General features: G+C 37.6%; 12 protein-coding genes. 9 read left to right on the top strand and 3 right to left on the bottom strand.

What is annotated here, in order from left to right:
• Positions 1 to 192: 192 nt before the first annotated feature.
• Complete coding sequence (locus tag ABE954_RS13385; protein WP_042844176.1) at positions 193 to 1221, bottom strand: SEL1-like repeat protein; 1029 nt, start codon at positions 1219 to 1221, stop codon at positions 193 to 195.
• A 927-nt stretch (positions 1222 to 2148) separates the two neighbouring features.
• Between ABE954_RS13385 and dtpA the strand changes: the two genes are divergently transcribed.
• The gene (gene dtpA / locus ABE954_RS13380; protein ID WP_042844175.1) at positions 2149 to 3621 is read left to right on the top strand and encodes a dipeptide/tripeptide permease DtpA; all 1473 of its coding nucleotides are present in this window, start codon (positions 2149 to 2151) and stop codon (positions 3619 to 3621) included.
• Positions 3622 to 3668: 47 nt separating this feature from the next.
• Here dtpA and glpX read toward each other — a convergent pair whose 3' ends face one another.
• Positions 3669 to 4646, bottom strand: coding sequence for a class II fructose-bisphosphatase (gene glpX / locus ABE954_RS13375; protein ID WP_370661219.1), 978 nt, complete (start codon positions 4644 to 4646; stop codon positions 3669 to 3671).
• Between the two features lie 148 nt (positions 4647 to 4794).
• The gene (locus ABE954_RS13370) at positions 4795 to 5718 is read right to left on the bottom strand and encodes an AEC family transporter (protein WP_042844172.1); all 924 of its coding nucleotides are present in this window, start codon (positions 5716 to 5718) and stop codon (positions 4795 to 4797) included.
• Between the two features lie 607 nt (positions 5719 to 6325).
• Here ABE954_RS13370 and ABE954_RS13365 point away from each other — a divergent pair.
• The 8 genes from ABE954_RS13365 to ABE954_RS13330 all read left to right on the top strand — a co-directional run bounded on the left by ABE954_RS13365 (position 6326) and on the right by ABE954_RS13330 (position 15898).
• A complete protein-coding gene (locus ABE954_RS13365) occupies positions 6326 to 9202 on the top strand; it encodes a DUF2339 domain-containing protein (RefSeq protein ID WP_210787276.1) in 2877 nt (958 codons plus the stop codon).
• On the top strand, positions 9199 to 10686 hold the full coding sequence (locus ABE954_RS13360; protein ID WP_042844170.1) for a DUF3999 family protein: 1488 nt from the start codon (positions 9199 to 9201) through the stop codon (positions 10684 to 10686). The genes ABE954_RS13365 and ABE954_RS13360 overlap by 4 nt, the downstream gene beginning before the upstream one ends.
• A gap of 171 nt (positions 10687 to 10857) precedes the next feature.
• Complete coding sequence (locus ABE954_RS13355) at positions 10858 to 11118, top strand: hypothetical protein (RefSeq protein WP_042844169.1); 261 nt, start codon at positions 10858 to 10860, stop codon at positions 11116 to 11118.
• A 96-nt stretch (positions 11119 to 11214) separates the two neighbouring features.
• Complete coding sequence (locus ABE954_RS13350; protein ID WP_042844168.1) at positions 11215 to 11628, top strand: GFA family protein; 414 nt, start codon at positions 11215 to 11217, stop codon at positions 11626 to 11628.
• A gap of 245 nt (positions 11629 to 11873) precedes the next feature.
• Positions 11874 to 12281, top strand: a complete 408-nt coding sequence (gene psiE / locus ABE954_RS13345) for a phosphate-starvation-inducible protein PsiE (protein ID WP_370661220.1) — start codon at positions 11874 to 11876, stop codon at positions 12279 to 12281.
• A gap of 292 nt (positions 12282 to 12573) precedes the next feature.
• Positions 12574 to 14127 carry an AbgT family transporter gene (locus ABE954_RS13340; RefSeq protein ID WP_042844166.1) on the top strand — a complete coding sequence of 518 codons (1554 nt, stop codon included), beginning with the start codon at positions 12574 to 12576 and terminating at the stop codon, positions 14125 to 14127.
• A 63-nt stretch (positions 14128 to 14190) separates the two neighbouring features.
• Complete coding sequence (gene pepT, locus ABE954_RS13335; RefSeq protein WP_042844165.1) at positions 14191 to 15423, top strand: peptidase T; 1233 nt, start codon at positions 14191 to 14193, stop codon at positions 15421 to 15423.
• 202 nt (positions 15424 to 15625) lie between these two features.
• On the top strand, positions 15626 to 15898 hold the full coding sequence (locus ABE954_RS13330; protein WP_274921884.1) for a hypothetical protein: 273 nt from the start codon (positions 15626 to 15628) through the stop codon (positions 15896 to 15898).
• Positions 15899 to 15911 lie beyond the last annotated feature (13 nt).

Here is a 15911-nt window from a genome sequence, read left to right as displayed (position 1 = left end):
ATATTCAATGCAGAACTTCTTGTATATAGCACCACTTTGGCTCAATGGGTAACGATAACGTCATGATATAAAAGGGAGTTAAATGGGGGGCATGTAGATTAAATTACATTATGAGAGTAAAGCGAAATGCCTATAAAAACGTTTGTTCGCCCCATCCAATTATCGCTGCACATAAATTGCATCCTCATTAAGTTATTTGCGCTGGTTTTCCAAAATTAATACTTTTTTTGCAGCTCGTTCATCACCTTTAGCGGCGGCAAGCTTATACCAACGTAGCGCTTTTTTATCATCGGCTTCAACCCCCATCCCATACTGGTAGCATGCCCCAGCTGCATATTGGGCATCAGCACTATTTTGCTGCGCCGCTTTGATAAACCAGTGACAGGCTTTAGTCTGGTCAGTTTTAATGCCATCACCGCGAGCATAGATAAGCGCAATATTAAATTGTGCGGAAACCTCACCTTGCTCGGCCGCCAAAGTTAGCCATTTTATTGCCGCTTGGGGATCTTTTTCGGTGCCTTGCCCGGTTAGGTACAGCATACCTAAACTATTTTGAGCAGGGGAAAAGCCTTGCTCCGCTGCGCGAGTAAAATATTGGAAAGCTTGTGGGTAATTGACTTTGTCATACATACCTGTTGCGGATTGATAGCCAAGCAAGTAGAGGGCTTGTGGATGGTTTTTCTCAGCAAGTTCAAGGTATATTTTTTGTGCTTTCTGCGGGTCTTTAGTTACTGCTTTACCTTCTTCATACCAGTAAGCAAGGGTTAACATAGCCGCTGGAAATTGCTGTTCGGCCGCTTTTTTTAACCATTTTTCTGCTTCTGCTGGGTTTTTCTCAAGAGCCTTATCGATACCATATAAGGTGTATTCTGCCATATTCATCTGGCCAATAGGGTCGCCGTTTTCAGCGGCTATCTTCATCCAGTGCAGCATTTGTTTTTCATCTTTTGGGATGCCAGTACCTTGTTGGTACATGAGCGCAAGGTTAATTTGCGCTTTTGTAAACCCCTGTTGGGCTGATAAGAGGTACCAATTTATTGCATTTTCAAATTGCTTATTGGATTGATAAAACATGGCCAAATTGAATTGGGCTTCGGCTTGCCCTTCATTTGCTAACCCTAATAATGTTTTTTCATCTAGAGGGGTTGGCGTAGGCTCAGCAAAAGCTAAGTGTGCAAAGAGGCTGCCGATGATAATTAAAGGAAGAAGTTTTTTTTTCACAAGGCGACCTCAATGTTGGTTTTGTCACAGTTTAGCGGGTAACTTATTTGGTTTTGTTCAGACCTGCAAGGGTTAAAGCAAATTGTACATTATGATTATCAAATCAAATGGTTAAATATTGCTAAAAAGTGAAAAAATAAAAAAAGAGAAAAAATATGAACTTTTTCTGAAATTAGCATGTCTTACTAGTATCTATATACTGTTTGCTTGCGTAAACATTCATATATTTACCCTCATCATTCATTTCTTTACACGAAGTAATGTAATAATGCACCTACGTAGTGATAGTTTGATTTAGTAAAAAGATCCTTGAGTAGAATGCATTGTGCCCAGTTTGTTACTGGGCTTTTTTTTGTCAAAATTTTACGTATTTTTCCCACTCATTAAACCCTCGAACCATTTTCTTGCACTCAATATATTCTTGGTTTTTATTTATTTGAATTATGCTTTTCGTTCATATCACTAATGTTAATAATCGGTGGTGCGATAGTTTCATGGCAGAATAATATTCTTAACATTAAGTATACAAGTGATTAAATAGTGGGCGTTGATAGTTTCGCTATTTTGTTAAAAATTGAAGTAAATCACGATAAGATTTTATCCATGCAGTAATTAATACTAGCTAATTCTTTAATTTTGGTGCATAAATAGCGTATATGGCTTAATTGATTATTGCGTTCTTGGCGGGTTATCTACCAGTCAACGTTGAATAAATAATCAAATGTGCTTTAACTCATTGAATTTATGCTTGAGATCCAGAAACAAGTTTGCACACAGTTTTGTTTGTTTTGAGATCAAGGAATGATGCTCCTCCTACCAAAAGTGAATCTTTCCGACGTTGAATTCTTGGGGTAATAACAATGCGAGAGCGCATAGAGCGTTCCGTGGTTTTTTTTGCATATCTACAGGTTGTACTAGAGGTAACTTGTGTCCACAACAAATAACAAAGAGGAAGTCAGTCTTAACGCGTTTAAGCAACCTCGCTCATTCTATCTCATCTTTTCCATCGAACTCTGGGAACGTTTTGGTTACTACGGTTTACAAGGTATTCTACCTATATATCTTAGCCAAGTTCTTGGTATGTCAGAAACTGAATCCATCACTTTATTCTCTGCATTTGCGGCATTAGTTTACGGCTTTGTTGCAATTGGTGGTTGGTTAGGTGATAAAATACTTGGTACAAAACGGGTTATTGTTCTTGGAACATTAACGTTGATTGCGGGGTATGCGTTTGTTGCCTTCTCAGGGCATGATGTCTCAATGGTGTATGTAGGTTTAGCGACTATTGCCGTTGGTAACGGCCTCTTTAAAGCGAACCCTTCATCACTGTTATCAACCTGTTATGATAAAGATGACCCGCGGTTAGATGGTGCATTTACCATGTACTATATGTCTGTGAATATTGGTTCATTCTTTTCTATGCTTGCAACACCGTGGTTAGCAAAACACTATGGTTGGGATGTTGCATTCTCACTCAGTGTTGTTGGCCTTATTATTACGCTGATTAACTTCTATATGTGTAAGAAGTGGGTTTCCCAACATGGGTCAAAACCTGACTTTGCTCCGGTCATTATTTCACGGTTAGTTGCAACAGTCGCGGGTGTTATTGCCTTGATTGCAATTTCGACTTGGTTATTGCATAACCTAGGGGTAGCGCGTACAGCATTAGCGGTTATTTCTTTAGGTATTTTGGTTATCTTTATTAAAGAAACGCTAGCTCTTCAGGGGATTGCACGTCGGCGCATGGTGGTGGCTCTGATCTTGATGCTCGAAGCAATTGTCTTTTTTGTTTTGTATAGCCAAATGCCAACCTCACTCAACTTCTTTGCATTACATAACGTAGAGCATGAAGTGTTTGGTTTTTCTATCGAACCTGCACAGTATCAAGCACTAAACCCATTATGGATTATGATTGGTAGCCCAATATTAGCCGCAATTTATAATAAAATGGGTGATAACTTACCCATGCCGCATAAATTCGCGATTGGTATGGTGTTATGCTCTGCGGCATTCTTAGTACTACCGCTTGGCGCCAAATTTGCAAACGAAGCGGGGATTGTTTCTGTTGAATGGTTGATTATCTGTTATGGTTTTCAAAGCATTGGTGAACTGATGATCTCTGGTCTTGGGCTGGCAATGGTAGCTCAGTTAGTTCCACAGCGTTTGATGGGCTTTATTATGGGCGCGTGGTTCTTAACTAACTCAGCGGCTGCATTTATTGCGGGTTATGTCGCTTCTATGGCAGCAGCGCCAGAAGGGGAGCTGACCAGTAAGCTTGAGTCATTAGCGGTGTACAGTGATGTATTCTTGAAGATTGGTTTAGTGACAGGGGCTATTGCGATAGTCATGGTGTTAACTGCACCATTGTTAAATCGTATGACGCTGGAACGAGCAGAATAATGATTCAAAAAAGGGCCGAAAGGCCCTTTTTTAATATCATGGAAAGGCTAATTAAATAAGCGGTTATTAATGATTTTTAATGAGCGGTCACGGCCGTTAACTAAAAGGGTATTTGAAAAACGGCTATAAGCATCTGTTGAAATTCCGCCCATTAACACTGTTGGCGTAATTGCCGTTGCGGCAAAAATTACATCATCTGTATTTACCATTTGCTCTAATGATAAAATTTCCCCAATCTCAATGCCCATTTGCTGGCATCGAATGGCTTCTTGAGCGGCGAGTAGTTTATTTTCTTCGCTATCCCCCTTTGCTTTGTCACGAGGGACCAATCTTGCTTGCATATCACCGCCTAATGCACGAGCGATGGCCGCACTAATAATGCCTTCAGGTGCGCCACCAGTGCCATACATCATATCAATTGAATGCTCGGGTAGTATTGCCAGCAATGATGCCAATACATCACCATCAGGAATGGTAATCACGTTAGCACCAAAATTACGAATGGTTTTGATGATATGCTGATGGCGTGGTTTATCTAATACTGCGATTGATAAGTTTGAAATGGGTTTATTCAATGCAGCGGAAAGGAATTCTAAATTTTTTTCGAGGGGATTAGCGAGATGAACAGCCCCTTTTGCAGCGGCACCAACGACGAGTTTTTCCATGTACATGTCTGGTGCTTGGAGTAATGAACCTGTTGGAGCAGCAGCCAGTACGGCTATGGCATTGTGTTCATTACACGCAACCATACGAGTGCCATCAATGGGGTCAACCGCAATATCGAGCCCTTGGGTGCCTGATTTTTTACCTACTTGCTCGCCGATATAAAGCATCGGAGCATCATCAATTTCACCTTCACCAATCACAATTTTACCATGAAAATCAATTTCATTAAGACGATTTCTCATGGCTTCTACAGCGGCTTTATCGGCTGCATTTTTATCTTGTTTACCAACCCAATCGAAGGCAGCAACAGCGGCAACTTCGGTGACGGAAGCAATAGCAACAGCTAACTCATCACTAATTTTCATTTTTATAAATATCCCAGGTGCATAAAAGAAAAGTACTTAGGGATATGATACGTTTTTTGTGATCTATCTGGCAAATAATTGGTGATTAAATCAACGGGGAAAAGTTGAGGGGCGGCGGGTGAATATAAACCCGCCGCTCAATTTAAAGCATTTCAACAATAGCGATTCCACCGATAATGGAGATTAAAGCGGCAAGTGTACTTAATAACACGGTGCCTGCGGAGGTTTCAGTATAAGCTTGATTACTGATTGCTAAGGCGGGAACCGCAGTGGCGGTGGGTAATACGCCAATGATAAAGGCGGCTTTTAGGAGGTCATCTTGTAAACCTACTGCAAGACCTGTTGCCAAAATCAACGCGGCTTGAACAAAATTTTTAATAAAAACGTTAAATATAATTTCTTTGCTAATAGTTAACTTAATACCGGATAGCAATAAACCAAGGAAAAATAAAGCAACACCTCCTGCCGTTTTACCAAGTTCATTGACTGAATTCTGTAAGATTTCAGGTAACTTAACACCAAAAATAGCGAGCAAGGCGCCTAAAATAGGAAGGAATACTAAAGGTTGGGCAATAGCTTTACCGATTGATTTAATCACGCTATGCCCTTGTTGCGAGCCACTGATCATCAGCAAAGTAAATGGAATAATAATCACCGTATAAATAAGGTTTCCTAGCACCATAGCAATTAAACCTGATGAACCGACAGTAGCTAGTAAGACTGGTGGTCCACAATAAGCCATATCCGGAAAAGAAACAGATAGCGCTTGCATTGCTGCATCTTTTTTATTGTGTCGGAAGATAAACTTACCGAAAATGAAACCAATAATGTATGTAGCGATTAAACCGACGGCCAATGCTAACAAATAATCAATATTTAAGAGTACTGAGGGTGGTGCTTGTGCGGCGGCTAAAAATAATGCAAATGGTAAGGCTATTTTGACAACAAAGTCAGCGAATGCTTGTGAATATTCTCTTTTAATAAAACCGTATTTACCTGATAACCAACCAACAGCTAACCCTAAAACGATAGGACCAAGGGCGGCTAGAATAATGTGGAGTAGCATTATATTTTCCTTAAACTATTCGTCAGATTTTGATGTGTCAATAATTAGTTATGAGCCTGTTCATACTAAAGCGGTATCGAATATCTCTCATATTACTGTGGTTTAAATAAACTCATTTCACGTTGGAAGTGGTAGATATTTAACCTCTATCAATAGATAAACTTATAATTGATGGAAATCATAATTGATAAAATAATAAATAACTACCATCGTTTAAAGATGGTGTTTTTCTGTATGAATATTTGAAGCATGGAAGCATGATATAAATATCATAATTAGACTAATTTTGTTATTCAGAGCAACTCTAATTATAATTAGAGGAACTAAAAATAAATAGGTAAGTGTTAATTTAATATGTCAAATCATCATTAAATGATGATTAAGGATTTTCTTAGTTACTAAAATTTTCAATGGGGGTATTAGTAACTGAGATTGAAAGGGTAGGAAGCGTATTTTTTCAACTAAATACGTAGTATAAAGGTTATTTTGTAACAGTTTATTACATTGAGTTGGCAAGATAATCAATGCTATCTACACTAGCGGTGATCACAAAACCCTATTCTAGCTGTATTTTAGATTGTGAAATTTATTTTGAGGAAACCTATTTGTGGATACTTGGATACTAGTAGGAGTCGTATTAGTATGTTTGCTTGTGTTAGCACCAATATTGGCTATCATAGCAATCAGCCGAACGGGCCGTATGCAGTACCAAATTTCTGAATTAAACCAGAAAGTTTTCTCTCTAGAAACTCGTTTAGGCCAATATCAGCAATCGAATATTACGCCTTCGAAAAATGTTGCCAGTTCGTCTGATGACCAACAAGGCATTTTTGGGGTAACAGATGAGCTAGAACAGGTAGTTACAAACGTACCAATCCAATCTAGTCCAGTAAGTGAGCCTGAACCATCATTTAAACCCTTATCCGGCGATACTGCATATCAGCAATCTGAAAAAGCAGCTGATTCTACAAACCCAACCATTCCAGTGCCGGCATATACGCAATCAGCAATTGTAGGCTCTCAAGCACGTAGCGGGGTGGACCCAAATCGGTTTAATAAAGCGACTAAACCAAATCGTTTTAATGATCAGGAAGTAGATACATCTACTCAGGGTCAATTTAATCAAAAAACGACGGGAAATAATGAGTCTATATTTGGGCATTTCTTTAGTTGGTTACTAAAAGGGAACCCAGTTGCCAAAATAGGGATACTATTATTATTCCTAGGGGTCGCGTATTTATTAAATTACAGTGTGCAAAATGAGATTATTTCCCCCCAAATACGCTTAATTTTTAGCGCGGTAGGTTGTTTAGTTTTACTAGGAATTGGCTGGCGATTACGTAATAAGAAACCATTATTTGGGCTTATCCTTCAAGGTGGAGGGGTAGGCTGTTTATATATCACCATTTTTGCTGCCTTTAAGTTATATACCATGTTGCCTTATAGCATGGCATTTGTGTTTATGTTGTTGATTTGTGCAGCGAGTATTGCCTTAGCATTATTACAACGTACGATTAGCTTGGCTATTCTTGCTTCTCTTGGTGGTTATTTGGCTCCTGTTTTACTTTCGACGGGAGGGGGTAGCCATGTAATTTTGTTTTCTTATTACCTAATGTTGTCGATTGGGATTTTAATTATTAGTGTATGGCAAGCTTGGCGCCCTCTGAATTTAGTTGGTATGGTGATGACCTATGGTGTCGCTATTTTATGGGGTTTGAGCAATTACCAATCTGATTATTACATCTCCTGTCAATTATTTATCATTGCTAATTTAGTAGTATTTAATGCGTTAACACAATTATTTTCACTCCGCTTTGAGCACGACAAGCAATTAATTGTTGATAATACATTGTTGTTTGTACCGCCATTAATCAGTATTGCCCTTCAATTCTTTATTGCGGATGATGTAGGTTTATTGCCTGCATTTATTTCTCTGTTAATTGGTTTATTGTACTTGGTTGCTGGGTTGCAGGTACATAAGCGCTATAAAGAGGTCGGTAAGAATATGGCTTTAGCAAATATTCTTATTGGTGCAGGTTTTGTAACACTGGCTATCCCATTGGCATTGACACTTGAATGGACATCAATTGTTTGGTCATTAGAAGGGTTATTACTACTCTGGCTTGGTTTACAACAGGGGCAGAAAAAAATGGCTACGGTTGGTTCATTATTAATTGTAATCAGTGCGATTACGTTACTAATGGACTACCCTTATGTATATTGGAGCCGAAGCAGTACTTATATGGTGCCATTATTATTGGTAGCTTGTTTTGGTGCTGGTGGGTTATTTCATATTCGCCGCAAAGAAAACAGTAACTTTGCCCTATTTAGTTATGGTTTTTTATTTTTAGGTTTGCTTACATGGCTCTGCTGGTTACCACTATTTACTGATATTTTATCGTGGAGTCGGGAGTCTGAAGGCTTTATAATATTAGTGTTAGTGGTGATCTCCGTCTGGTTATGGCGTCTATATGCTATTCGAATTAACTGGATACCTTTGTTATTTTGCCAATCAATTTTATGGGTTGCTGGTTACTATTACCTTGGTTTAGATTTCTTATATGATAAAAACCCAATGGGGCGCGGGGAAAACTCATTAATATGGGCGGTGATACTCGGTAGCTCAATTTTGTTTGTTATTCATGCGTATAAACTTCGTAATCAATGGATGCAATGGACCCTCCATGGCGCTAACTTGTGGTTAATCCTTGTATTTATTTTGACCCAAGTAAATTGGTTTGTCTCTATTTTACCTTGGGGTATGCATGAGATGGGCTATTTTATTTATGTGATGGCGATAACCTTAACTATCTTAGCCCTGTATTGGTTACAGCAAAATAAAATGCCACCAATGAAACGTAATGGGTTAATGTATTGGTATTGGATGCTTCCTGTTGCTATCGGGTTAATTATATTATCTGCTTACGCTAATTTAGAAGATGGCAAATTAACATTCTGGAATTATATTCCATTAATTAATCCATTAGATGAGGCGGGCTTATTCAGTATTGCTGCCCTTATTCTGATGCAAAAAGGTTTTGTGCAAAAAATACGTAAGGCTACAGAGGTAGATTATTGGATAATCCGAGGTTTATTGGTCTCAATTATTCTATTATCAGCATTTTGGTTTAACGGTATTTTAATTCGCGCAGTAGCTGATTTTGCTGGGCTAAGTTGGAATTATGCGGTGCTTTATGATTCTCGTTTGATTCAAACTGTTTTATCCATTAGCTGGGCGCTTGCTGCATTGCTTTGCATTGTTATTGCAGCGATGAAAAAAAGTCGTATCTGGTGGTTTATGGGGGCCAGTATTTTCGCATGTGTTATCGCTAAATTATTCTTAGTGGATATTCATGGACAAGGGGGGATATCTCGCGCTATCTCCTTTATCGGTGTTGCATTATTGATATTAATTGTTGGGTATTTTTCACCATTACCGCCAAAGGATATAAAAGAGAAAGTCGAACAGGAGACGCAATCATGAGACAAATAAAAAGTAAAAGGCTAGGAGGGCTATTTGCTGTCTTCTTGTTGTCATCATTGTTTTCTAGCTACCTTAATGCTGGAACACCGAAAGAAAATACGCCTTATAGTTTTTACCAAGGGATGGAAATTGATATTCCAGATACATCAGAGCCATTTTATTGGTTAGAAGTTCCTACAAGTGCTTATATAAATTCAGCATATCCAAATACATTGCAAGATGTTCGGGTATTTAATGGTACGGGGGATGAAATACCTTCTGTACTTTTTTATGATGCTGAAAAGTCTATTTCTAGCAATAAAGTCTCATTTGCTCCTCAGCGCTTAGTGACTCAACTGGATAATGTAAATTCTCGTGAGGACATCCGTAGAGAAAAGCAGCATCTGCTTGTTGAGACGGTACCAGGTAAAGTCGATCGTATTGAATTACCAAATATACAACTAAAAGATAATGCTGCTTATCATGCTTATTTATTAACGCGAGATCAAAGCCAAGCCCAAAATACGCCAGTTCAAAAATTAACATTGGAGTGGGCAAAAACGGAGGAAGAGTGGCAAGGAAAAGTCTTTGTTTTTGCAAGTGATGATAAAGAAAAATGGTTAAATATCGCAACTAATCAACCTATCATGAATTTGAAATTAAATTCAGAAACAATTGCGAGTAATAATATTGAGTTGTTAAATGGCAATTCTAAAGCGCTAAGCGCGCCATATCTAATGGCCGTTATTGTCAGTGCGCCAGATGTAACGCTACCTGAGTTAGTGAAGGTCAAGGCGCTATCTAACACACTGAACTCAACTCGCCGACAAGAAATATTCAATTTTGAAATGACAAATGATGGGGTTTCAAAAGACCATATTATATATCAATTACCCACGACCCAACCATTAGGTGAATTGCAAATTCATTTACAGCAATCAAATCGAGTTATTCCATTAAAGGTTGAATATTCATCAGATAAAGGGGATGTTTGGAAACCATTAGCTAATCTTGTTGCTTATAACCAAACAATAGATGGGGAACTAGTCAGTAATCCAAGCATCAATCTTTATGGGGAAATGGTTAATAAAGTTAGAGTATCTGCACTTAAAGGTAGTTGGGAAGATCAGCCGCCGCGGCTTATCGGTAAGCGTGATGGGTATAATCTTATCGTTAATTTACAAGGCGCTGCACCTTACTTGCTAGTGTGGGGGAATAAGCAAGCAGAGCTTGATAAATTAACATATAACCAACTAGTTGGGCAGGCTTATAGTGTTGACGAGTTAATGTCGCATTATCCCCAGTTATATCCTAATAATGAAGTGATTGAGCTCGGTGGTGCTGAAAGGTTAACCGTAGCCAAACAAGTCGATGATACCTCTAATTGGATAACAGTTTCGTTATGGGTCTTATTATTTTTAGGGATACTCGCGTTATTGTACTTCTGCTGGTACCTTTTAAAAGAAGTGAATTCGACAAATAAAACCAATAATGATGAACTCTAAATAGTTTTTTGTTCACTAACTTAAAGGGGGAGCTTTTGCTCCCTTTTTGCTAATAAAATTTAAATAAAATAAACCTGACATCCCTTTACCTTATCATGAGAACAATTACTTAAAATCTGTATTCGTTGACAAGCATTTGCGCTAAAACTGTGGTTAAAGGGAGGATGAATTATGAAAAAATCATTACTAACACGTCTATTTGTTGCAATCATTTTTTTTACGGGGACTTCAATATTCGCTCAGGCAGCAGATAACACAGTATTAACGGAGTTAGCATTACATAAGACAACGGCTTATGAATACAGTGTGTTAAATATCACTCAAAACGAAGCTGATATTGAGTCAGAACGTGAAACTAAAGAGTTAGATAGTGCCCAGTTGCGTAGCATCACGAATGATAAACGATTTACTGGACGGCAGTTTGAAATATGAGTTAAATAAGTATCTATGATGTTTTTAAAGATAACTAATCACTAAAATCCGTATTGATAACGAAAAAAACAATCTCAATCAGTATGAGGATAAAACATGTATAAGGGTTTATGTTTATGCGGTGCTGTAACAATCAGCGTGTCTAAGTCTGTTGATCAAATTAGTGTTTGTCATTGTGGTATGTGTCAAAAATGGAACGGGGGCCCGGGTTTCAGCATTGATGGGGGAAGTAATTTAACTATCGAAGGAAAGGAGGCAATAACGGTATTCGCTTCATCGTCTTGGGGAGAAAGAGCATTTTGTAAACATTGCGGTACCCATCTTTTTTATCACTTAATTTCCCCATCCACTTATTATGTGTCCGCAGCTTTATTCGAAGAAAGTAAAAATGCGCAAATGAGTATGCAGATTTATATTGAAAGTAAGCCAAAGTATTATAATTTCGTTGAAAAAACCCCTATGCTTACAGAGCAAGACATCATAAAACTAATGGGAGGGGTATCGGATTAAGTTGCACAGCTTATGGATTAAACTATATGCTATAAACAACAGGGCAAAAAGCCTCATTTCGTATTTTGTTTTCTATTTCTTTTGTTAAATTTAATTTGTATGTTATGCGTGTGCATTAAATTTGATTTATAATTAAGGGCATGGGCTCGCCTCGGCAAGTTAGTTTAAATATTGCTCATTAGTCGTCGGGCATTGCATTATTGAAATCATCCGCAGGTTGTTTTGAGGGAAAATAAATGAACAGTATGAAAGGAATGCGTCACGCTAGCAATATCGCGTGGGTACTGCAGTGGATATTAAACCTTGGTTTGATAGCATTAGCCGCGGTGCTTGTTTTCTTTTTAGCAAAAGAAACCGTTACGATGGCTTCATTGATGTTTGGAAGTACCAATGGGGCAACAGCGTATGAATTATTAGAAGGCATTGTCATATATTTTCTGTATTTTGAGTTTATTGCCTTAATAATCAAGTATTTTATGTCAGGTTATCACTTCCCACTAAGGTATTTTATCTATATCGGTATAACGGCAATCATTCGCCTTATCATTGTCGATCATAGTGACCCAATGACAACTTTATTGCATGCTGGTGCAATTCTGGTTCTTGTCATTGCCCTTTTTATTGCAAACACTGAAAAACTAAAACGAGAGTAATATTAATTAAGCTAATTTATCCATAGGCAAAAAAGAGTAGATTTGATTTCTTTTTTGTCTATAGATGATTCTGGTGGATACTTAAGCAATATATATTGGATGTCATACTATAAATTAATAAAATTTAAGATACGGTAAATTAGATAAAAACTAATAAACTTAAATGTTATTAATGAAATTGAATTTATCTGGTTTATCCTATAAAAACTAATAACGAAAGTGTTTTACTTTTGAATATAGGTTATTTACTGTTATAAAGTCCCAATTCTAATAACATAAGTAACTTGTAAATATGACAACTAATACACTCTCTAAGAAAAAAGGGTTTTTAAACCGTGTCGAACGGATCGGTAATGTTATGCCAGATGTTACCATGCTGTTCGTTTATGCCCTTATTATATGTTGGTTTTTATCTTATCTACTTTCATTTGTAGATTTCAATTATTACCACCCAATATCAAAAGATAAAATCTCTATTGTTAATATGTTTCAGTATGAGGAAATAATACTATTTATTACAGCGGCAGTTAAAAACTTCATTAATTTCCCTCCGCTTGGTATAACAATTGTTGCCACACTAGGTATTGGCATTGCAGAAAGTAGTGGGTTTATTAATACGGCATTGAAAAAAATGCTATCGTTTATTTCCCCAAGAATGTTGACTCCAACCGTGGTCTTTGTGGGTATTGTTTCTCACATTGCCTCTGATTCTGCTTATGTCATTCTAATGCCAGTTGCTGCTATGATGTTCTATGCCAGTGGACGTCATCCATTAGCTGGTATTGCAGCAGCCTTTGCGGGGTTAGCTGGTGGATTTACTGCAAGTTATACGCCTTCTATTATTGACCCAATTATGCAGAGTTTTACGCAGGATGCCGCACAAATGTTGGCCCCCGGTTATAGCGTTAATGTGCTATGTAACTATTTTTTTAGTTTGGGTGGAACATTTGGTGTTATTTTCACCTGTTGGTTTATTACTGAAAAAATTGTTGAGCCTTGGTTAAATAAAAATTGCCCGATTACTTCAAGCGATGTTGATACTGACTCTGAGAAAAAATTAGGGATGATTACCGCAGTTGAACATCGTGCTTTTCGTATTTCAGGGTTAGTTCTGATTGCTTTAGGTATTGGCTTATTTGCGTTGTTATGGCCAGATTCTTCTCCATTACGTGGCCCTGATGGCAGTTTAACCAGCCCAAAAGCCCCGATCATGCAAATCGTTGTGCCATTGTTATTCATTTTCTTTGCGTTACCAGGGATTGTTTATGGGTATATGACGAAATCTTTTACATCAACAAGAGATGTCGTTAAGGCAATGGAAAACATTACTAAATCATTGATCCCATTTATTGTTTTTGCTTTTTTTGCCGCTCAATTCCTATATTCATTTCAGCATTCTAATTTAGGTACATTATTAGCACTATCAGGTGCTGAATTATTGCGGACATTAGATATGCCTTCTGGCATGACTGTTTTTGGTGTTATTTTGTTGACCGCGATATTAAATATCATGATCACATCAGCGACATCTAAATGGGCAATTATGGCGCCAGTATTAGTACCAATGCTTATGGCAGTAGGAATTTCGCCAGAATTAACTCAAGCTGCGTTCCGTGTGAGTGATTCAGCGATGAACGTAAGCACACCGATGTTCCCTTTCTATCCTTTGATACTGATGTATTGCCAGAAATACTATAAAAATGCAGGGATAGGGACGTTGTGCTCTATGATGATCCCATTTACCATCGGGTTATTAATTATTCTGACGAGTACGTTATATCTTTTCTGGGCATTCGATATCCCAATCGGTTTTGACAGTGGTTATACATGGCACCCTGCACAATAAGCGGGCTTAATACCCGACATACTTGATATGTCGGGTAGATATAAAAAAGTTAAGGAATATAAAATGAATGAGTTAGGTAAACAATTAGAGCAGCGTTTTTATCGCTACCTCGCAATTGAAAGCCAAAGTGATGCAGCAAGTACTATTGTACCAAGTACAGAAGGGCAGCGTGAATTAGCTAAACTGTTAGCGGAAGAACTTGAAAGTTACGGCTTAAAAGATATTTATATTGATGAGCACGCCATATTATATGCGATGCGACCAGGCAATAAGCCTACTGCGCCAAAAATCGGCTTCGTCACCCATTTAGATACCGTTGATGTTGGCTTATCACCCGTGATTAAACCACAGACATTAAAATATGAGGGGAAAGACTTATGTTTAAATGCCAATGAAAATATCTGGTTCAAAACGGCAGAGCATCCTGAAGCGGCACCTTATGTAGGTGAAAATATTATTTTCAGTGATGGAACCAGTGTACTTGGTGCAGATAACAAAGCAGCGATTACCGTTGTGATGGAATTAATGAATAAACTGCAACATGCTGATTTTGATTGCGGGGATATTTATGTCGCGTTTGTACCTGATGAAGAAATCGGTTTACGTGGTTCGAAAATCATGGATTTATCCCGTTTTCAGGTAGATTTTGCTTACACTATTGATTGTTGTGCATTAGGTGAAGTTGTTTTTGAAACCTTTAATGCGGCCTCTATTGAGGTATCAATTAAAGGTATTACTGCGCATCCTATGTCAGCTAAGAATGTATTATTAAACCCTATTCGTGTTGCGCATGATTTTATTGGCTGTTTTGATCGTTTTGATACACCGGAACATACGGAACAGCGCGAAGGGTATTTCTATGTGACAGATTTAGTAGCAAACCCCGATAACGCAAAAATCAAAATGGCTATTCGTGATTTTGATCGCAATAGCTACGAAGCGCGTAAGCGTTTTATTGAACAAAGTATTGAGTTGATCCGAGCCCGTCACCCTAAAGCTAAAATTGAATTTAGAATTGATGATGTTTATAGCAATATAAGTGATTCTCTAGGGGATGACCGTACTGCTATCGATTTGATTTTTGATGCACTGAAAATTCAAGGTGTTGAAGCAAATGTAATCCCTATGCGTGGAGGGACTGATGGCTCTGCTTTATCGGCTCGAGGCATCTTAACACCAAACTATTTCACAGGGGCACTCAATTTCCACTCCTGTTTTGAATTTTTACCTGTGAGTTCTTTTGAGAAAAGTTATTTGGTATCAGAGACTATTTGCCGTTTAGTTGGGCAAAAATAGTTTAGTATTGATATTATGCGTAAAAGGCCATGTTATAAAGTGGCCTTTTTTATTGAATAGTTAATATTATTTACTTGGTGAATACTTTGTAGTTATAGTTTTTTTAACTTTAAAATGAGATAAATGAAAAAGAATATATGACTTTGTAACTATTTAATTTATTATTCTAACTGTTATCTCTAAATAAACACAGGGGGAGTAATTGATTAATATTATAATCATTGATGATAATAATATTACTATTCGCGGTTTTGAAGCTATATTTTCTCGGCATTCACGTTACAAAACTATCGCTTCATTTCCATCTATTCAGCAAGTGATTACATGGAATCGAAACCAAAAAGCGAATATTATTTTAATCAGTAGTGTTAAATTACAATATGATTCATTGAAAACATTACAAACACTTCGACGAACTCAACCAGATGTTGGGATAATTATTTATAATGTAAGAAATAATTATGCCTTTTTTTAAAAGCATTAGATAT

This window comes from Providencia sp. TYF-12, assembly GCF_041344805.1.
Taxonomy (GTDB): domain Bacteria; phylum Pseudomonadota; class Gammaproteobacteria; order Enterobacterales; family Enterobacteriaceae; genus Providencia; species Providencia huashanensis.
The sequence above is the reverse complement of the archived record's forward strand: the minus strand, read 5'-3'. Positions and strand labels throughout refer to the sequence as shown.